Origin of the sequence: Maribacter sp. PR66 (genome assembly GCF_028464205.1) — a bacterium.
Classification (GTDB): Bacteria; Bacteroidota; Bacteroidia; order Flavobacteriales; family Flavobacteriaceae; genus Maribacter; species Maribacter flavus.
The window spans coordinates 100818-120472 of sequence record NZ_JAQPCH010000007.1; the positions used below are offsets into that span (position 1 = coordinate 100818).

Here is a 19655-nt window from a genome sequence, read left to right on the forward strand (position 1 = left end):
TTCTGTTTATACTTCTTTTGTATTTACATCATTGCTCCCACGAGACGCACTGGTCTTGTTGGATGCAAAAAAGAATAGTATTTGTGCAAACAACAAAATCATCATTGCAAGGATTTGTACATGCACTACCATAGCCAAATCTGAGTGAAAAAAGGTGATCAAAAATACCTGTGACAATCCCAATACCCCGGAAAGTATTACGGGCATATACTGATTCAAGGATAGAAAATAGTAGGCAAAGATATTGGATACGGCAAAGAGCGACGTGGCCAGCGCATATTTCCATAGTAGACCTGAAATAGGGAGGTAGGACTCACCGAACATTACTGTAATAATGAACTCAGGCATCAAAGAACAGGCTATTACTATGGTTGCTGATAAAGCACCAATCAACAATACGTATCTTAATAGGACAGGTTTGGTAGGCTCACCATCCTTTTGCTTTTGTATTACCGTAGGCATCAATAGCATTACGAACATCCAAGCCACAAAATATACCACCCTACCAATTAAGGCCAAGGATGAATAGAGACCTGCCTTATAATTATCAAAATAATGCTTCACCAACAAGATGTCACTATTATTGATTATTATCTGGGTAAGTTCATAACCCGCAGTAAGGCCAATGAACACCCAAACCTCCGTAAGTTGTGTTCTGTTAAGATGAAAATTAGACCTGAAATTGGCCATTTTTATTCCGGATGGAAATAAACCAAAACAAAAGGATAATCCAATACCTAATGCTATTACAATCCCAGACTCGAAAGGCAAAAGCCATAAAGCAATGAATGTCAAAAGTAACCTACTCCACATCTCTGTCTGGTAGGTAGCTGCCAACTTGCCAAATTCCTGACGCCCTTGAAATCTCCCCCTATTGACACTCATTAGAAAATAAAGCGGCACGGCCAACCCAAAAAGAACAAAGATTAGTGAACTACGAGTTTGGAAAATATCTTGTAACTGACTGGAAAACAATATGATTAATACCCCGACTGTAATACCAAAAAAGGCGGCATACCTATACATGATGTTCTTAAAGGCGATCCAAACATCACCTGAATAAACCACGGCAAATTTTGTCGTGGCCAATTGAAAGGTCATTCCTATAAATGAAAGCACCAATAATAACGTTACCAACAGGGCGGCATCCGCAAAAGCACCGGGTCCCAGGATCCTACCCAAAAGCAAATTGTAGAGATAATTTCCACCATTTACCAAAATGGCACTTATCATGAACATTTGTTGGGGCGAAACCTTTTTTAAAACCAGTTTGACGGAGGTCATTACTATTGTTGTATTGGGATGAATATTGAAGGTAGTTCCTATCTATACGAAATGGCTATTTTGGCTAATTGCCCCACAATCTTAACAGAATCCTTCATGGACAATTTTGAACCGTCTGCGTGAATCCAACGTTTTAATGGCTGTTCACAAATCATTTCCTTGGCTTTGGTTTTACCAAAATGCTTTCTTATCCTCATAAAGATTTCCACATCGAACAACCATCTTGTTATAAAAGGCTTTTCAAACAATAAAGGGACCAAGGAACTCTTCATGACCTTGGCTCCGCATTGGGTATCATTAAAGGGCATTCTCAATATGGTCCTGATAATTAGGTTAATGGTCATACTTATGATTTTCCTGGCAGACTCCTTGGTAATATTGGCCCCCATCCTACTCATTCTTGAACCACTCACTATTTCAAAATCTGATTGATCAAGCGTTTCCACCAAATCATCAAAATCCCTAAAATCTGTGGAAAGATCCGCATCTAAAAAGCCAATACAATCCAATTGCTGATCTTTGGCCAGGTGCAGCATACCTTGGCGAACAGCTTCGGCCTTACCACCATTTTTCTCACAATCAAATACGCTTATATTATTGTCACTTTCCTCTTCTAGCTTCCTAAGCACTTCCAGGGTATTGTCCGTACTCCCGTCGTTAACAAAACAGAGATGGTAACCAAGGTTTTTATGGGCAAAGTCCTTGAATTCCTCACTCAATAATCGTTCTTCTTCATTATAACAGGGAATTACAACACCTACACAGTTCTTTTGTAAAATCCTGCTATCGTTTTTATGGGAGGTCGTTGTGGTTTCAATATTGGGCGCTCCTATAATTCGCTTTACCCTGGCGGCCATTTCATCCAAACTAATAGGCTTTTTCATGTAATCATCGATACCCAGTGTAAATCCAGAAATAATTGTTTCCTCTTGCGTATTACCAGACATTACCATTATAGGCACATCTTTCTTGGAATTTGTCTTTATCCGTTTTACGATGTCTAGACCAGACATGTCGGGCATGTTGATATCGACAAGGACAAGGTCTGGTTCAAAAGAATTGAACAATGCAATACCCTTTTCACCAGAATCGGCTATCATTACAGTATATCCTAATTCCTTTAACATCCTTTCAACGGAAAGAAGAATTAGTTGTTGGTCATCAATCGCAAGAACTTTCATAATTTTAAAAGGTAATATTTAACTTACATTTAACGTAGTATTTTTCAAATATTTTATTTCATGTTATTTTTTCGTTGAAATACTACATCACCATGGCTTTAGAGGACTAATTAAAAAAAGTTTAAGGGTAAGGCCATTCAAAACACTCTCATTTAGTATAACCCATCAAATTAGTATTAGTACCCAAAAGCCTTTGGGCTACCTTCTAATCAGGCACAAATAATTTAAAATGATGCTAATCTTATTTGGAGCCCTTTTTTTTCATAAAATCTAAATAAGCTTACCACCCTTATGCATTAAGTATTTATTTCTTCAATTGCTAGTTTCACTGGGTACTATAATGTATAGTATCCATTAATTTTCTTCCACAAATATTCAGTTTCTTGATGTCCCAAATTCCTCAGCTTAGGTGGTTGATCCATAAGTATAGACCAATGGTAAATAACTTACTTCCAAAGTAAATCCCGGCATTATAATTTTATAACACCCTAATACACAAATAAAATAAGATTATCCACGTTAGGTATTAACAGTATAAATCTTACAATTTAAATGATTCGGAAATTATTCATATTTATTGTTGTTTTCATGACATTTACTTTTCTGCATTCACAAATGACAGAAGGGTTTACCTATCTGGAGAATGGAGATTTTGAAAAGGCCGAGGCATTCTTTTTCGATTATTTAAAAACAGACCCCAACAACAAAACGGCAAAACTCTGTTATGCCAGAGCAGTTGGATTAAGTGGGGAACCTGAGAAAGCTACTTCGTTATTTAAAGACCTGTTGACAGAATATCCTGAGGATTTTGAAATACTGATAAACTACAATGAATCCTATTTATGGTCTAAGGAATATGAGCAGGCCAAAACACTATATGAGAGTCTCCTGAAAAAGTATCCCAAGGAATTTGGGGCTGTGTTAGGTTATGCGAATACCTTGAGTAACCTTAAGCAGTACGAAATCGCCCTCGAGTGGATTGAGAAAGCCATAGCATTGGATTCGACCAATAGAAGTGCCAGAACATCCAGAAAATATATAAGGCTAGGTTATGCCAATGAATTTGTAAATAACCAAGAATATGATAAGGGAGAGAAATTAATCCACCATATTTTTGAAGATTTTCCAGAGGACAAAGACGCACTTCTAAATCTCGCCAACCTATATCTCATAACCAAGGAAGTGGACCTTGCCAAAGCTACTTATTGGAGATACGCCACAACCCAGAAGGATACCATAATAGCGCGCAATGGAATTAGTCTCGCCGAACACATTGGAGAAAAGGACAAAGATGCCCTTAAGGTAGCAACCCGCAATCTGACCGAAGTAAAAAATATTGACGATTTTGAATTAACGGAACGCACCAATGACCGTTACATACAGGCGTTGATTTGGAATGGGAAATTTGCGAAGGCCAAAAAGGAAATACGGGTACTGGAAGAAAAATATGGCACTATGGACTGGCTTTCTGCCTTAAAGGCAACCTTAGGCCTTTACACGGGAGACCCCAAAAGTAGTATTGCCCATTATGATGCCATTCTGCAAAATGACAGCGCCTCGTTCGATGGTAATTTAGGTAAGGCCAATGCTTTATTTGCCGCAGACAAAATTATGCCAGCATACCAAATGGCATTCAAAACCCTTGATTATTATAAAAATCAAAAAGATGCCCTAGGATTTATTGAAAAGTTGGACCTGATGCATCTTCCAAATATTCAGGAACATGGGGCTTTCTCTTTTGATAATGGTAAAAACCAAGCTTATTTTACCAATACTACTGTAGAAATCCCTTGGTCCACAAAATTTAGAACACATCTGTCATACATGTATAGAAGTACCCAGAATACAGCAAGTGGCAATGAAGCTAGTTCCCATGTTTTACTTGCAGGTCTCCAATATAAACTGCTACCCAAGACAAACGTTATGCTGGCAATGGGTGTCAATAACAGTATTTCTATGAACGATAGGTATTCACAGCCTTTAATCGATGCGCAATTACAGCTTCAACCCTTTAAACTGCAAAATCTGAACCTAGGTTATCAACGGGAAATCCAAAACTTCAATGCAGATCTTATAGAAAGGGAAATCGTTCAAAACCACTACGGACTCAATTACAATTTAGGGACCAACTTTAATCTAGGTTGGTATACCCAAGCTATGTATACCCTTCAGAGTGATGAAAATGTTAGGAGTCTATTATTCACCTCGTTGTACTATACCTTACTTAAAAAACCAGCGCTCAAAATGGGTGTAAACTATCAGTATATTACTTTTAAGGACCAAGTACCCATAGTTTATTTTAGTCCGGAACAGTACCAAGCATTTGAAGTCTTTGTCGATGTACGCGGGGAGTTTTCCGAAAAATTGGATTTCATGGCAAGTGCCGCAACTGGTATCCAAAAGGTAGAGGAAGACCCAGATACCAATATTTTTAGGGCAGAGCTTGGGCTGCAATATGAGGTATCTAACTACTTTAATCTTAAAATCTATGGGAAATATAGCAACATAGCATCTGCAACTGCAGCAGGTTTTGAATTCTCAGAGGTGGGCCTCAAATTCAAATGGATGTTCACAAAACAACCGTTATACCAAAAAAGTGTTGGCCAGTAGTACTTTTTAGATTGCTTTGATTGCTAACAATTGTCATAGAAGTTTAATGCAACGCAGTTCCTTAACCTACAACTTAATTCTTGTCTTTGAAATATATTGGACCTGTATCACTGGTATATTCTCCCAACAAAGTGGCCCTAGGTCATACAAAACCTTAAAAAGTAAGGGTTACGTTTGCTAGCAATAACTATTTTATGATGTGTAGTTTTTTGAATTTGACAAAAATCTACTTGGGAATCTTGCTCAAAATTTGAAGTTTTCTGGAATCTTGGTCTAAAAGGTCATTAAGCAAGCACTATTTTCTTTAAGAAAAAGATTCTAAGCTTCTTATATCAAAAGAAATTTAAATCAAGCTTATTAAGGACAATGTAATATTAAACACAACTATGGATAACATTCATTTTTAAGTCGATACAAGTTTCTTCATTGCCCCTATTATTAATACTATAGTTTCCATAATTTGATGATTTGAATTAATTATAACAAGCTTCCAAAGGTAGAACTTTGTTAGTGTTGAAGTCTTAAGGTATAGACAGTTGATATCTTTTCTTGGTTGGATACTAGGAAATTAAGGAAAACTTACAAGAGGTTGAGCCTACGCATTAATTCAGGACGATTGGAGCGGCTTATTGGTACTACATTTTTTTCAATAAGAACACTATTATCTTCAATATCAATAATTTTAGTAAAATTAATTATATAAGACCTGTGGATTTGCAGAAACAGCTTGTCCGGTAATTTTTCCTTAATTTTCTTTAAAGTATTATGTACCCTAAAACCTTCCTTTTCAGTTTTTATATCGATATAATCCCCTTTCGCCTCGATCACTAAAATCTCGTGGAACTTTAATTTGATTAACCTGCGGTCTATGTTAATGTAGAGGTCTTCACCTACCGAGGTTTCTTCCGTTCTTTCAGGGCTATTCTTAGGTTGCTGGACCAACGTGTTTTTTACCTTTTGAATGCACTTTTCAAACCGTTCCAAAGTAATAGGTTTTACCAAATAATCAACGATACATTCATATTCATAGGCGGCTATGCCAAACTGGGTATCTGAAGTTGTCAATACAATCTTTGGTGGGCTTTTTAAGGTTTGTACAAAATCGACCCCACTAAAACCGGGCATATGTATATCCAAAAATACAATATCTATGTCCTGATGGTTTAAAAACTTGATGGCTTCAATGGCATTGTCAAACTCTTCGATGACATCAATGTTCGGCAAATTAGAACACAATTTTCTAACTATGGCCCTTGCCGCAACTTCATCATCAATTATAATGCAATTCATACTCAAATTATGTCTAAGTAGGTCTCCACTTTTTTTAGGATGGATTTAAATTCAGTTTCAGAGTTGGTACGCCCCTCCAATAGCTCCTTTTCATACCTTACCGCTACTTCGTAAGAATTATGAAGTCCTAATATATTAAACTTATGCTTAATCTTATGAACAATGTCCGCTGTCTGTTTTAACCTAGCGTTTTCAACATGATCGTAATACACTTCCTTTTCCAAAGGAAATTCTTCCTTTAAAATGGTAATAAATTGTTGTTTAAAATCCATATCGTCTCCGGAGAGCTGGTTGATGTATTCTAGGTTAGGCTGTTCTGTCATATCATTTCTTTAATGTAAAATAAAAAGTTGTTCCCCTATCCTCTTCGGATTCCAAACAAATTTCACCTTCATACAGTTCAATGATTTTCTTTACAATGGCTAAGCCTATTCCTGTGGAAAGAACATCATTTTCCAATTTTTTGAACATTTCAAAAACTCCTTCTTGATGGTACTTTGGTATGCCCTTTCCGTTGTCTGCAATGCTGAACTTCCAAAAAGTGTCATCCGGTTCATAGTTTATGGAAATAATCCCATTTTCTTTGTCTTCGGTAGCCTTGACCGCATTGGTTATCAAATTCATGAACAATTGTTCCAATCTTTCTTTTTCGAAAGTCATGGTAGGGAGCTCTTCGCCAAACGTAAGAGAAACATTTTCAGGAATATAAATAGTACGTTGAATTTCTTCAAGAAGATTCCTCAATTCAAAGGATACTGGCTGTTCTTGGGTTTGGCCCAAAGTAGCTTGTTTTAGGATTCCCGATATTAATTTGTCCATCTTCTCCAGATTCTGGGATACTAAAGAGCAGTTGTTTTTACTTATATCCGAAAACTTTTCCTTCTCCTCGTCCACAATCCAGCTCATGAGGGCGTTTATATTTCGAATGGGGGATTTTAGATCATGGGAGACCATTTGGGCATAGTTATTCAAAGATTTATTCTGTTCCTCCAAATCCTTTAAAAGCCTATCCTTTTCTGCGGTCATGCCTGACATACGTGAGGCCAGGTCACTAATATTCTTGGCCAAATATTCTGCGTTAAATCCATGCTCTCCCTCTGTGAACAATACCTCCTTCTCATGTAGATTCTTACTTAAACTTTCAATGGCACTTTCTAGGTCCGTCAGAATTGCCTTTTGACGAACGGCTTCTTTCTCCAGCCTTTGATTGGCCTCGAACAATTCTTCTGAACTTATGGTAGACGCCCTTTGTAGCATGTAAAATTTCTCGTCGAAATTTTCATATGATTTCTGGACAGCATCCAAAAATTGGGTCATTTCCTCAGTAAGTTGCTCCTCATTAGGTAAATATTTACGTAATTGTCTCTTTAACAAGGAGTGCATTATTCGCTAAATAAGGTTAGTGTCATCGTTTGATTGTGAAGCTTACAGGAGTTGTTTTGACTAAAGGGTGCCAATTCTCCATAAGAATAAAACCCGCCAATATAGACATCACCACCAATTACGGACTTAACTTCCTCTATCTCTTCTTCCGTTCTTTGGTCCATGACTAATTTTCTGCCAATACAGCTGACCAAAAGGGCAAGTTCTGGAGATTTCAATCTATCCTTCATTGCCAACCTCCCGGCCTCATTGGCTCCGTTGGCGATATCATCTACTGAGGACATCATCAATTGTACCTTGGAGCCCTGGGGTACGTCACCGGCCAAGGTCATGGTATTTTCCTTTTCATCTATATTTAAAATTGTCCTAACAATAGGTTCTGCATTTTCTGATGTCTTCACGCTTAATGGATACAAAAGGGCCGACTTGGGAAGATCCTTTGCCTTCTTACCCAAATACTTTACATATAGGTCCAAGGCAGGTTTACCATCCAGTTCAAAAAGTAAATTTCCCTGGGATCGTGTAATTATTCGCTGTGGCCCAAAAGGGGTCCATCCCCCATAATTGGCACTGGTCACCTCCAAGGTTTCACCATAAAACCCAATACCCACGATTTCACCCTCTTTTGGAGGTTCATTATACGAAGCCAACGTTCGTTCAAAACGATCGTCATCACCACATAATCCGCCCGAAAGACTTACACCAATTTCTTTTCCGTTCTCCAAACCAGTAATTAGTGCACTGCCATTGACACTACTACCGTCAGAAATGATAAACACATGTTTTAATCCTTCTTTGGGAAACTCCTTGATCAAACTATTGCCCAATGCTATTTCATCGTTTTGGTAGGTCTTCAGATTTTTGGATTTGACCAAAAAACTACTTTTCTCAAACTCTATGGCTGTCAGTACTACAGATTCCTCCATAACGGTATCATCCATAATTTCACCACTAGTACTTCCAAAGACCAAATGTCCATCTGGAAACAAACCTCTTATTTCTTTGTAAATAGTTCCACTTTCCAAAATAAACCTATTGCCAAAAACCAACACCAAAGGTCTGGTCAAGTATTTTTTATTATTAAACTCAAAAGGGTTGTTTTGCCTTTTTATTGCCTGTACAATTTTCATCTGATTGACTTACTAAACTTTTTTTAATCGTAAAATGGAAATCCGTTCCTTTCCCCACTTCACTTTCTACCCAAACGTCACCCTCATACCGATCCACGATCTTCTTAACAATGGACAATCCTATGCCGGTAGATCTTTCATTGTTCCCTATAGATTGAAAAATTTTAAAGATTTTTTTATGGAATTTTTCCGGAATTCCTACACCATTATCTTTAATGGAAAACTCCCAGAAATCATCATATTCACTTGCAGTAACCTCAACAACACCCATTTTCTTTTCAATATGAACCACTGCATTGCCAATGATATTTTGAAAAAGTTGGTACATTTTTGTTCTATCCGCTTGTATTACTGGTAATTTTTCAGGAACACTTATAGTAACATGTTCAGGGATATAAATGGTTTCCCTAATCTCCGATACCACTTCATTGAGGTTTACCGTTGAACTATCCAGTTCAGAACTATTGGCTGTGGAATATTCTAGGATGCCATGAATCAATTTATCCATGGAAGCCACTTTTTCCTGCATCATCTGTAAATTCTGTTTACCACCTTCATCCAGAATATCCTTGTAATCTTCATACAACCAAGTGGCTAAGGAACTAATACTTCTCAGCGGGGATTTTAGGTCGTGCGATACAATATGAGCGTATTCCTGCAATCCGGTATTGCTTATTTCCAATTCCTTTAAAAGTTTTTCCTTTTGGAACTCCAAGTTCTTTTGATCCGTAATATCCAAGTGAATCCCTATCGATCCAATGACAGTCCCGGATTCATTATATCTTGGTGCCCCGCTGATGAGCCAATGCCTATTTCTACCATCCTTGCTTTGCACCTCTATTTCGTAGGAATCCGATGCTCCGGACAAACGTCTCTTATTTTTGGAAGGAATTAATTCCTTATTGGAAACCTGTAAGATATCCCTGGCAACCTTGCCCACTAGTTCATGTTCCCTAAAACCACTCATTTGGCAAAAACTTTGGTTCACCATCTGAATAACATCATTATTGTCCACTTCCACAAGACCAAGGTTCATATTGGCAATAATGCTACTATACTTCTCCCTTTGGGCCTCTAGATTCTTTTTATAATTTTTACCGATGGTAACGTCATGATATGCCCATAGATGCCCTTTGTAAATACCGTCATTGTAAATTGGAATATAATCCCTTTCAAAAATCCTACCATCGATCAACTCAAGCTCATCCGAAAGAACGATCTCCCTCTGTTCTAGTATTTCCTCTATTCGTTTTACGAATGTGTCGGGGTTTTTAAAGTAAACCTTGCTCTGTTCTGCTGATTCGCTGCAATCCGCTCCTTTCAAATCTTCCGGATTTGCGGGAATGTTGAAAAGGTTACAGAACATTTTGTTGGTAAGTGCAATTTTTCGATCCTCATTCTCCAATAAAACTCCAGAATGTAGATTGGAGATTAGGGTGGAAAGTCTACTCTCCGATGCCTTCAATTCCATTTCGGCCTTTCGCTCCTTTGAAATGTCCTCAATAATACCTACCTGATAATTTATCTCCCCTTGATGGTTGGTCACGGCATTCATTCTGGTCTTGGTCAAAATGAACGACCCATCCTTTTTAAAGAATTTTTTAATGGCGGTAAACTCCTCCAAGATACCTTCGTTCATTTGATCGAGAAGCATACATGAATCCGATTGTTCTTCCGGGGCGGATATATCCTTCAAGGAAATATGCATGAGCTCATGATGGGAATACCCTAACATCTGCATGAATGTTTCGTTGGCCTTGATTATTTTATTGTCCTTCGCCAGCAGAATACCTAAAGGGGAGTTTTCCACGATTATGTCCAATTGCTTTTTCTGTTCCCCAAGCAATTCCTTTACTTCCATCTCCCCGGTAATATCCCTAATGATACCTTGAGCCGCAATTGGTTTTCTTTGGCTATTGAAAATGAGACTGGCATTAATTTGAACCCAAATTTCCATCCCTTGGGATATAATGATTTTCGCCCTATAGTTTTTTAAGGTGCCCACCTCTAATAAAGACTGCATGGATTCCAAGGTATATTGTTGAAAATCTGGGTGTATAAAACGTGCCAGATTTACATTCTCTTTGGTGTGGTCTTTTTGCAACAGTTCCTTCGCGGAAGTGTTCATATTGATAACATTGAACTGCAGATCCATGAGTACGTATGGATCTAAAATGTTCATGAAAACACCATCTAATTCTGATGTTTTTTCGCTTAAAAGATTTTCCAATTTGTTATTGGTCTCCTTTAAATGACGCGTTACGTCATAAAGCTCCTTGGATTTGTTTTCTAGAATTCTCTCTGCCTGTTGACGTGCTTTCTTTTGCCGTTCAAGGGCTTTTTTAAGAAGATTGATTTCCTTATTATCCATTTTGGACAATCTTAAATTTTACTTGGGTTCCATCCTCTTTTAGTAGATCATAAGTTACATCTGCCTTACCGTTAAAATGCTCAAAGGTCTTTTCTATTAGACCATGGGCTAGACGATAAAGGCCTCTTGAAGAGGTATAGATCATTGTTAAGGAACTATCTGTCTTATCTAGAATTTTGAAGGAAGGCAACTCTGCATCTGGATACAGTTTTTTTACATGTACATGTATATGATCCTCAATGGAGTAAAGCAACCCCAAGGGACTATTGTAGTTTTGTATTACCTCTGGGTGGGCTCTGCCCAAGCTCGAAAAAAGATAATGGCCAAAAGTGTATATTAGGTCACCAGAGGGCACATTAACCTCTTTACTCAAAGCAGTAATAAGGCTGACCATTTCATTAAATTCGTAAGTTGCAATGGATGTATACACACCCTCGGACGGTAGATTGGATTTTTCTATGATTGAGTCCACTACCTCAAGTCCATAAGCATTCTCTACCATTTCCAAAAACTCTGTAAAAACAATTCCTTTCATGTTGCTGAATAAGTCAGGTTAAATGTAAGAAAAGTAATACGTGCCGCTAAAATTTTGTTGTGAAATGGTCTTTTTAACTAGGCTTTCACCAATTCATTGATGTCCCAATACTCCAGAACGCGCTTAAGTTTATGCTCGTAATCCTCGTATTTTAAGGGCTTGATGACGTAACCGGCGATACCGATCTTATAGCATTCCAACAAATCGACCCTGTTCTCGGATGTTGTGAGAACGATTGTTGGAAGGTAACGTAACTTATCATCCTCTTTAAGGATATTAAGAAACTCTATACCGCTCATTCTAGGCATGTTCAGATCCAACAAAATGATATCTGGCAACCTGTTTTCAGAATTAAGAAACTCCAGCGCCGCCTCTCCATTTTTTGCTTGGGTTATTTTATGATTTACCTCTAGCTTACTCACGGTGCGCTCCAACTTCATGATTTCTATTGTATCATCCTCAATTAGTAAAATGTGCATAAGTTTATGTTTAGAGTAACGAACAAATATCTTGTTAAGATACCATATTTATGAATCACTATCGGCGGATTACTTTTTAATGTAGACGAATGGTAAATTACCTAAGATAAAGGAATTGAAATAATTTCAGAATATTTATTCAACGGAATATTCCAACACCTTAAAATTAAGTTTAATTAATTTATACTAGGAAGAATGACAGAAGTTGGACAAAACCCTATGCACTCCAGACTCCAAAAAAATTGTGTGAATTATCCAAATATTCTATATTAAAACCAATTAGTTAAACAGGTATGGATTCCATGGAGGTACGGTATATCTCAACAATCGTTTTTACGGCCATCTTTAGTGTTTTTGGGATATATCATCTCCTCTCATTCCTTGTTTTAAAGCATAGAATCCTACTTTATTATGCGATACTGATATTTGGTTTGACCCTCCATTGGAGCCTGTATCTCTTCATTGAAGGTCGTTTTGGTCCGAACATCGCTAATATCGCTTATCATGCCTCGTTGGTTACCGCCATGTTGACCACCTTTGGTCTATTGAAGTTTACCGAGAATTATTTGAATATTGATAAGGAGGGAAATCCACGGCTGTTCAAAATTTATAAACTTCTGATTCTCTTGGTCATTGTCCTTCCCGTTTTGCACATTCTGAACATACTAACGGTAATAAATCCTTTACTCTCTGAAATACTAGAGCTACTTGCCGCATGTACCGCACTGGTTACCTTGATAATAAACATAGTATCGGGATTTCTTTTGTTCAAAACAAAGAAGTTCAACACCTATTATTTGTATGCTAATACTCCTCTATTGATTTCGGGTGTTTTATATGTAGTTACTTGGTTTTTGATGAATCATTTTCCTATAAACACAGGATTCATAGTATTGGTAAGTGCTATCCTGATCACATTACAATTGATCTTATTTTCAATACTGATAGGCTTCAAGTTCAAGTTTTTGGAAGATGAGAACATCAAGATGCAGGTAGCGGCCAACGAACTTTTAAAAATTGAGGTCGACAAACAAACCGAAAAACTTCAAATTGCGAAACAAAAATTAGAGGACCAAAACGAAGAGTTGGTCAAAGTAAATAAACTTAAAAACAAACTTTTCTCCTTGATTACCCATGATGTAAGGGCTCCCTTGGTAAATCTGGGACAGATGGTTGACATTATTGAAAGTGAACTGGCCAATGAGGAGATGAAAAATTTTACGGGCAAGCTGAAAAGCGATATTTCATATAAAATAACCATGGTCAACGGCCTGTTGCAGTGGTCTTATAATCAATTGGAAGGTGTACAATTGAATAAGGAGAAATGTGATTTACAATCGATTTTTTCAGCTATCAAAAAAGAATTCGAAAAAATGGCCAAGGACAAACAGATCGACATTTCGCTAAATATCGACTGCGAAACCCTTTTTATTGACAAAAATATGCTTTTGGTCGTCCTCAGAAACTTGACCTCGAACGCCATCAAGTTTAGTGAGAACGGACAGAAAGTGGTGCTCTGGTCCAAAGGTACTACAGAAGTTATTGAGGTGGGAGTCAGGGATTATGGGGTTGGAATGGATATGGATTGGTATAAAAACCTGGAAAAACAAGATGCCCCAAAAACAAGTTTGGGAACCGACGGAGAAAAAGGAACCGGCTTTGGCCTTATCATTGCCAAGGATTTTACGGAGATGAATGGCGGTACATTGTTTTGCGAGAGCACAAAGGGTAAGGGAACGAACTCTATCATGCGGTTTGCAAAGTAATTGGATCAGTCTAACCTATTTATATACAAATCCATAATCTCAAGAATTGTTGGTAAATGGAATTTTAGTTGAAAAATAAAAATTAAGTTTACGCCTAAGTTCTGTGGTTGAACCCTGACAGGTGGCAATATTTAATCCTTAGATGTTTCCTCTTTGATTAGCTACCTTGCTTATCGAATTAATGAGTAGTACGCAGTCCATAGCAGTTTTACCTTTTGTCAATATGAGCAATGATATTGACAATGACTATTTCTGTGATGGGATTACCGAGGAAATCATCAATGCACTCACAAAAATCAACGAGCTTAAGGTAATTGCCCGTACCTCCTCCTTTGCCTTTAAAGGGAAGGGTATTGATATTCGGGAAATTGGTGGGCAATTGGGTGTTAACACGGTACTTGAGGGAAGTATTAAAAAATCCCGGGAACGGGTTAGGATAACGGCACAGTTAATAGATGTTGCGGACGGAACGCATTATTGGTCCAAAAGGTTCGATAGGGAATTAACGGATATTTTTGATCTGGAAGATGAGATTAGCCTGGCCATTGCGGATGAAGTCCGAAACAATTTTGGACATTTTGAAGTTCAGGAGCATTTGATCAATCAACCAACAAACAATATTGATGCCTATCAATTATTTTTAAAAGGAAGATCATTGCAATTAAAATGGACCCCGGAAAGCCTTAACGAGGCCATAACCTATTATGATCAGGCCATTGCATTGGATAAAAATTATGCGAAAGCCTATTATGCCAATTTGCAATGCTACGGATTATTGGCCATGTGGGGGTATATGCCCTACCAAGAAGCTATGGATTTGGCCATTGACAATCTTTTGATCGCCAAAGAAATAGACACTTCCTTGCCAGAATATCCGTTGTCTTTTGTTGGTAAGTTTTTTTGGGAGGAATGGGATTTTAAAAATGCGTACATCCATATCAATAAAGTCTTGGCCATTAATCCGAATCACATCGATGGTTTGGAAGCTATGGCGGAACTGTTCATTGCCCTCGGCTTTTTTGACGAGGCCTTAGTATATGCCAACAAACTTTTGGATGTAGATCCGCTTTCGGCAAACAATCATTACACTTTTGCCCATATCTGCTATTATCAAGGTCAATTTGATAAAGCCTTGGAAATTGTAGATTATGCCCTAACCCTTAATCCGGAATTAGCCTTAGCGCATCATTTAAAGTGTTTTTGTTTGATATGGCTCAACCAAAAACAACATTTTGAAGAATTTATAAAGGACACGCCATTACTCGAAGAGAAAAAATTGTTGTTCCGACTTATCAATGAAAAACCTGTTGAAGTCCCGGAGGAAATTGTATCACGATGGACAGCTAGTGAAAGTAACGAAACCATGCTTGTTCCCTACGACCTTTATATTTTGAGTAATTCCAACCATAAAGCGTTAGGTTTTTCCCGTTTGAAGGAATTGATCGAACGCAGGCGTGGCCAAATCATCAATTACAGGCAAGAACCTTTTTTGAAACCCTTACACGGGATGGTTGGTTTTTCGGATTTGCACCATTCCAACCTGTGCCTTTCGGATATTACATCCCCCGTGGAAGAGGAAGAAAAATCAACACCTACTATTTTAGATGCTACCCAAACTGAGGCCTTAAAAGAGGAACTGCTAACCTATTTTGAGGAAGAGGAACCTTTTCTGAATCCGCAATTGAGTTTAAAATTCGTATCCGATGTCCTAGGGTTCAACACCAATAAAATATCTTACCTGATCAATACCGCCTTTGATCTAAATTTTAATGACTTTGTGAATTCATACCGCCTAAAACGTTTTAAATCCATTGCCCTGGACCCCAAAAACTCGCATTTGACCATTCTTGGATTGGCCTATGACAGCGGGTTCAATTCCAAAAGCGTTTTCAATACCTATTTTAAAAAAATAGAGGGGATAACCCCTAGGGCTTGGATGAAGTCCAATTCATGATTCATCTTCCTTAGTTCGTTTCAGATTATAATTCAGAACGATTGATGTGTACTTACGGTCAATCTTTGCATCAAAATTATACATCAATAAACGAACAATTATGACAACTTTACACAAATTCTTACTCCCATTTATAGTAACCACTGTACTACTTTTTACATCTTGCTCTAAGGAAGACGACACCACTGCACCCAATCCCAACGACACGACACTTGAAAATGTCCTCACCGATATCGGGTTTCAAGGATATGCCATAGTCACCAAAAACGGGAAGGATTTGGTACGCCAGGGTTTTGGATGGGCAAATCAAGACACGGAATTGCCCCAAGGGGATAACCTAGGGTACCGAATAGGTTCGGTTACCAAAACACTTACCGCAGCGACGGTAGTGCAATTAAAACGTGATGGGATGATCCAAAGCTTTGATCAAACCTTGGATGAATTTGATACCGAATTCCCAAATGGTGATCAAATTACCATTGCCCAGTTATTATCCCATCAATCGGGTGTACCAGAGTATCAATTACTGGCTGAAGGCGCTTACGAACAAGGGCAAACCTTGGATGAAGGGACTATTTATGAGCTTATCAAGGAATTGATCCTTGAAAATGGACTCGATTTTACACCAGGGTCTAACAAAGAGTATTGCAACTCAAACTATCTCATTGCAGCCTTGTTGGTGGAGCAGGTATCGGGAATGCCCTATCACGAATACGTGCAGCAGAAAATTTTCAATCCGTTGGGAATGTCAGGATCCTACAAAGGGACGGATGAGATTGATATCGATACCCATGCACAGGGTTATTTGAACGGAAATCTCAATAGTTCGTATCCTATGGACATTCCTTTTGGGGCAGGCGATTTCAGTAGTACACCAAGCGATATGGAAAGCTGGACCAATGCCGTAAAAACAGATTGGTTTACCGAAGCTGAAAAGTTGGAAATATTTGCCAAAGATGTTCCAAGTGGCTATGTGGATTTTGGCTTGGGATGGTTTACCACACAAGAGGGCAGTACCACCATGTACTGGCACGGTGGCGATATTAATGGCTATTGGAGTATGATCGGTTTTATACCGGAATATGATGCGACGATGGTACTGTTAAGCAATCAGCAAGACGATACGGGAACACAACGCAACACCATTATCGAACACCTATTGACCAAGGAGTTTAATTAAAAATATTTCAATTATAGAGACATGAAAAAATTAGTAGTATTATTTGCCTTTTACACATTTTGTACAAATCCTGTTTTTAGTCAGCAAGACTATGAAGTTAAGGTCATAACAAGTGTAGAATCTATTGTTTCAAGCGGATTGGGCCGATCACGTATGCTTTCATCCAACGATGAAAGGGATTACAAGGAATTCACTTCTGAGCAAACAGAAGACGACAATACGAGGAATAAAGCCAAGAGAAAGGATATTAGGGTCAAAAATTTTGAGGAAACAAAACTGTTGAACTTTTATAATTTGGGCGGAATACGCTTTCAAAATATTGTAGCGAACGATGCCTTGATTTCATCAAAACTTACGGACATGCTTACAGAAGGTTGGGATTTGGTGTTCGTAACCAGTGCCGTGGAAAGTGACGCAGGCAAAAATGACGATAATGGGATTTTTATAACCCGATATATTTTTAAAAGAAAATTGGACTGAAAAACCATTAAATTTTTATTAGTGATGAAACATACCAACGTATTATTGGCAGGCGCTACAGGCTATTTGGGTGGTTTCTTATTGAAAGTCCTCATCGAAAGGAAAAATCAGGTCGTCGCCATTGTGCGCAATCCCGATAGCTTGCAAAATGACCATGAGAATTATTTGGAAATAAAACAGGCCCAAGTAACACGACCTGAAACCTTACGGGATATCTGTAAGGGCATTGACACCGTAATTTCTACCGTGGGCATCACTAGGCAAAAAGACGGTCTTACCTACATGGATGTCGATTATCAGGCCAATTTGAATTTGTTGGAAGAAGCTAAAAAGGCGGATGTCAAGCACTTTGTGTATGTGTCCGCCATTAACGGGGACAAACACCGCAATCTAAAAATCCTTGAGGCCAAGGAAAAGTTTGTGGATACTTTAAAAGCCTCGGGGTTGCATTATACCATCGTACGGCCGAATGGTTTTTTCTCGGATATGAAGGATTTTTTAGAAATGGCGAAATCGGGACGTGTTTATTTGTTTGGTTCCGGCCATCAAAAATTCAATCCTATCCATGGCGATGACCTGGCAAGAGCCATTGTAGCTACCTTAGATGATGGTAACAAAGAACTGACTATTGGAGGTCCGGATGTTTTAAGCCTAAATGAAATAAGTGAACTCGCGCTAAAAACCTTAAACAAGCCCATTAAAATTGTGCATTTGCCGGATTGGTCCAGAAAACTGACCATTTGGTTTTTGCGAACTTTTATCAGTGTCAAAACCTATGGACCCATCGAATTTTTTCTCACCTTAATGGCAGAGGATTGTATTGCCCCCTGTTTTGGCACCCATCATTTGGAGGATTTTTACAAGGAAGTAGTTCAAAACAATATAGCACCAAAATGAAAAAAATAAACGTTTTTGGAAGAATTGCGCTGGGTATTGTAATGGCCTACGTTCTATTTCATATACTGATTTTATTGCAATTTATCCCATCCCATGTGGTTTGGGGAGGAAAAATAGTGGAACCCAAAACAATCCTAATTTTAGAATGGGTAGCACTTTTGGTCCTGCTGTTTTTAGGTAGTTTGATTTTAATGAAAACCAAAGTAATTCCCAATAAATGGCACGAGAAAACCCTAAACAGATGGTTATTGGTGTTTTCCGTATATTTTGTGCTCAATACCCTTGGTAATCTGCTGGCAGAAAGTATTTTTGAAAAAGCGCAAGCCCTGCTTACCCTTATTTTAGCGCTAAGTTTATTTAAAATGTCCAAACGTAATCCATGAAAGCTCCGGACCCAAATACCCGCTTCCCCTTACCAAACTACGATACCCTTTGTTTTCTGAAAAACATTGTTACAAATCCGAATATCACTGTAGGGGATTATACCTATTACGATGATTTTGAAGATGTTGCCAACTTTGAAAAAAACGTCAAATACCATTTTGATTTTATTGGGGATAAGCTCATCATTGGGAAGTTCTGTATGATTGCCTCCGGTGCTACCTTTATAATGAACGGTGGCAATCATCTCACCGAAGCCGCAACGGCTTATCCCTTTGCCATATTTGGAGGTGCTTGGCAAAACGCCATGGAGGGCAAAAGCTATCCTACAAAAGGGGATACCATTATCGGCAATGATGTATGGATAGGCCACGGGGCAACGATTATGCCCGGAGTGCATATTGGCGATGGAGCCATCATTGCCACAAAGGCGGTGGTCACTAAAAATGTGGAGCCTTATTCCATTGTGGGTGGCAATCCGGCAAAACCAATTAAAAAACGCTTCTCCGAGGCTACCATTTCCAGGTTGTTGGAACTACAATGGTGGCATTGGGATATTGAAAAAATCACCCAAAATCTAGGGAAACTTACCAGTAATCCGGAAGCGTTGTTTTAAAAACTTACATAATATGTTCCAGAGGGCTTAACACTGAAAATGTTAAGCCTTTTTTTGTGCATCTAACTTTTCTTTTCCTGATACAAAAGCCTAGAAGTAGTAGGGAAAACAAAAAGGT

17 protein-coding genes are annotated in these 19655 nt (G+C 38.2%); 8 read left to right on the forward strand and 9 right to left on the reverse strand.

What is annotated here, in order from left to right; all coding sequences use genetic code 11:
* Positions 1 to 6: 6 nt before the first annotated feature.
* Together PP181_RS13040 and PP181_RS13045 are read right to left on the reverse strand one after the other, a co-directional pair.
* A complete protein-coding gene (locus PP181_RS13040; protein WP_272637444.1) occupies positions 7 to 1284 on the reverse strand; it encodes an oligosaccharide flippase family protein in 1278 nt (425 codons plus the stop codon).
* A gap of 38 nt (positions 1285 to 1322) precedes the next feature.
* Positions 1323 to 2465 (reverse strand): response regulator, encoded by a 1143-nt coding sequence (locus PP181_RS13045; protein WP_272637445.1) that lies wholly within the window; start codon positions 2463 to 2465, stop codon positions 1323 to 1325.
* Between the two features lie 588 nt (positions 2466 to 3053).
* Here PP181_RS13045 and PP181_RS13050 point away from each other — a divergent pair.
* Positions 3054 to 5075 (forward strand): tetratricopeptide repeat protein, encoded by a 2022-nt coding sequence (locus tag PP181_RS13050; protein WP_272637446.1) that lies wholly within the window; start codon positions 3054 to 3056, stop codon positions 5073 to 5075.
* Between the two features lie 579 nt (positions 5076 to 5654).
* Here PP181_RS13050 and PP181_RS13055 read toward each other — a convergent pair.
* The 7 genes from PP181_RS13055 to PP181_RS13085 form a co-directional block, all read right to left on the reverse strand.
* Positions 5655 to 6365 (reverse strand): LytR/AlgR family response regulator transcription factor, encoded by a 711-nt coding sequence (locus PP181_RS13055; RefSeq protein ID WP_138258563.1) that lies wholly within the window; start codon positions 6363 to 6365, stop codon positions 5655 to 5657.
* Between the two features lie 2 nt (positions 6366 to 6367).
* A complete protein-coding gene (locus tag PP181_RS13060; RefSeq protein ID WP_154918778.1) occupies positions 6368 to 6688 on the reverse strand; it encodes an Hpt domain-containing protein in 321 nt (106 codons plus the stop codon).
* 1 nt (position 6689) lies between these two features.
* Positions 6690 to 7748: a sensor histidine kinase gene (locus tag PP181_RS13065; RefSeq protein ID WP_272637447.1), complete on the reverse strand. Its 1059-nt coding sequence runs from the start codon at positions 7746 to 7748 to the stop codon at positions 6690 to 6692.
* Positions 7748 to 8878 carry an FIST signal transduction protein gene (locus tag PP181_RS13070; RefSeq protein ID WP_272637448.1) on the reverse strand — a complete coding sequence of 377 codons (1131 nt, stop codon included), beginning with the start codon at positions 8876 to 8878 and terminating at the stop codon, positions 7748 to 7750. The genes PP181_RS13065 and PP181_RS13070 overlap by 1 nt, the downstream gene beginning before the upstream one ends.
* On the reverse strand, positions 8835 to 11249 hold the full coding sequence (locus PP181_RS13075) for a PAS domain S-box protein (RefSeq protein WP_272637449.1): 2415 nt from the start codon (positions 11247 to 11249) through the stop codon (positions 8835 to 8837). Before PP181_RS13075 ends, PP181_RS13070 begins: the two co-directional genes overlap by 44 nt.
* Positions 11242 to 11784, reverse strand: coding sequence for a heme NO-binding domain-containing protein (locus tag PP181_RS13080; RefSeq protein ID WP_272637450.1), 543 nt, complete (start codon positions 11782 to 11784; stop codon positions 11242 to 11244). Before PP181_RS13080 ends, PP181_RS13075 begins: the two co-directional genes overlap by 8 nt.
* 77 nt (positions 11785 to 11861) lie before the next feature.
* Positions 11862 to 12263: a response regulator gene (locus PP181_RS13085; protein ID WP_138258569.1), complete on the reverse strand. Its 402-nt coding sequence runs from the start codon at positions 12261 to 12263 to the stop codon at positions 11862 to 11864.
* A 293-nt stretch (positions 12264 to 12556) separates the two neighbouring features.
* Between PP181_RS13085 and PP181_RS13090 the strand changes: the two genes are divergently transcribed.
* The 7 genes from PP181_RS13090 to PP181_RS13120 all read left to right on the forward strand — a co-directional run bounded on the left by PP181_RS13090 (position 12557) and on the right by PP181_RS13120 (position 19537).
* Complete coding sequence (locus tag PP181_RS13090; RefSeq protein WP_272637451.1) at positions 12557 to 14029, forward strand: sensor histidine kinase; 1473 nt, start codon at positions 12557 to 12559, stop codon at positions 14027 to 14029.
* A gap of 181 nt (positions 14030 to 14210) precedes the next feature.
* A complete protein-coding gene (locus tag PP181_RS13095; protein WP_272637452.1) occupies positions 14211 to 15983 on the forward strand; it encodes a helix-turn-helix domain-containing protein in 1773 nt (590 codons plus the stop codon).
* Between the two features lie 100 nt (positions 15984 to 16083).
* Positions 16084 to 17163 (forward strand): serine hydrolase domain-containing protein, encoded by a 1080-nt coding sequence (locus tag PP181_RS13100; protein WP_272637453.1) that lies wholly within the window; start codon positions 16084 to 16086, stop codon positions 17161 to 17163.
* Between the two features lie 21 nt (positions 17164 to 17184).
* Positions 17185 to 17643, forward strand: a complete 459-nt coding sequence (locus PP181_RS13105) for a hypothetical protein (RefSeq protein WP_272637454.1) — start codon at positions 17185 to 17187, stop codon at positions 17641 to 17643.
* A 24-nt stretch (positions 17644 to 17667) separates the two neighbouring features.
* Entirely contained in the window at positions 17668 to 18540 is an 873-nt protein-coding gene (locus PP181_RS13110) for an SDR family oxidoreductase (RefSeq protein WP_272637455.1), read from the forward strand.
* Positions 18537 to 18923 carry a hypothetical protein gene (locus tag PP181_RS13115; RefSeq protein WP_272637456.1) on the forward strand — a complete coding sequence of 129 codons (387 nt, stop codon included), beginning with the start codon at positions 18537 to 18539 and terminating at the stop codon, positions 18921 to 18923. The genes PP181_RS13110 and PP181_RS13115 overlap by 4 nt, the downstream gene beginning before the upstream one ends.
* The gene (locus tag PP181_RS13120) at positions 18920 to 19537 is read left to right on the forward strand and encodes a CatB-related O-acetyltransferase (RefSeq protein ID WP_272637457.1); all 618 of its coding nucleotides are present in this window, start codon (positions 18920 to 18922) and stop codon (positions 19535 to 19537) included. Before PP181_RS13115 ends, PP181_RS13120 begins: the two co-directional genes overlap by 4 nt.
* Positions 19538 to 19655: the final 118 nt, after the last annotated feature.

Excerpts from the sequence above, each read along its gene's own strand:
- PP181_RS13080 (WP_272637450.1), bottom strand. The coding sequence starts at position 11,784 with ATGAAAGGAATTGTTTTTACAGAGTTTTTGGAAATGGTAGAGAATGCT.
- PP181_RS13050 (WP_272637446.1), top strand. The coding sequence starts at position 3,054 with ATGACATTTACTTTTCTGCATTCACAAATGACAGAAGGGTTTACCTAT.
- PP181_RS13045 (WP_272637445.1), bottom strand. The coding sequence starts at position 2,465 with ATGAAAGTTCTTGCGATTGATGACCAACAACTAATTCTTCTTTCCGTT.
- PP181_RS13060 (WP_154918778.1), bottom strand. The coding sequence starts at position 6,688 with ATGACAGAACAGCCTAACCTAGAATACATCAACCAGCTCTCCGGAGAC.
- PP181_RS13040 (WP_272637444.1), bottom strand. The coding sequence starts at position 1,284 with ATGACCTCCGTCAAACTGGTTTTAAAAAAGGTTTCGCCCCAACAAATG.
- PP181_RS13110 (WP_272637455.1), top strand. The coding sequence starts at position 17,668 with ATGAAACATACCAACGTATTATTGGCAGGCGCTACAGGCTATTTGGGT.
- PP181_RS13085 (WP_138258569.1), bottom strand. The coding sequence starts at position 12,263 with ATGCACATTTTACTAATTGAGGATGATACAATAGAAATCATGAAGTTG.
- PP181_RS13115 (WP_272637456.1), top strand. The coding sequence starts at position 18,537 with ATGAAAAAAATAAACGTTTTTGGAAGAATTGCGCTGGGTATTGTAATG.
- PP181_RS13075 (WP_272637449.1), bottom strand. The coding sequence starts at position 11,249 with ATGGATAATAAGGAAATCAATCTTCTTAAAAAAGCCCTTGAACGGCAA.
- PP181_RS13120 (WP_272637457.1), top strand. The coding sequence starts at position 18,920 with ATGAAAGCTCCGGACCCAAATACCCGCTTCCCCTTACCAAACTACGAT.
- PP181_RS13095 (WP_272637452.1), top strand. The coding sequence starts at position 14,211 with ATGAGTAGTACGCAGTCCATAGCAGTTTTACCTTTTGTCAATATGAGC.
- PP181_RS13065 (WP_272637447.1), bottom strand. The coding sequence starts at position 7,748 with ATGCACTCCTTGTTAAAGAGACAATTACGTAAATATTTACCTAATGAG.
- PP181_RS13105 (WP_272637454.1), top strand. The coding sequence starts at position 17,185 with ATGAAAAAATTAGTAGTATTATTTGCCTTTTACACATTTTGTACAAAT.
- PP181_RS13055 (WP_138258563.1), bottom strand. The coding sequence starts at position 6,365 with ATGAATTGCATTATAATTGATGATGAAGTTGCGGCAAGGGCCATAGTT.
- PP181_RS13100 (WP_272637453.1), top strand. The coding sequence starts at position 16,084 with ATGACAACTTTACACAAATTCTTACTCCCATTTATAGTAACCACTGTA.
- PP181_RS13070 (WP_272637448.1), bottom strand. The coding sequence starts at position 8,878 with ATGAAAATTGTACAGGCAATAAAAAGGCAAAACAACCCTTTTGAGTTT.
- PP181_RS13090 (WP_272637451.1), top strand. The coding sequence starts at position 12,557 with ATGGATTCCATGGAGGTACGGTATATCTCAACAATCGTTTTTACGGCC.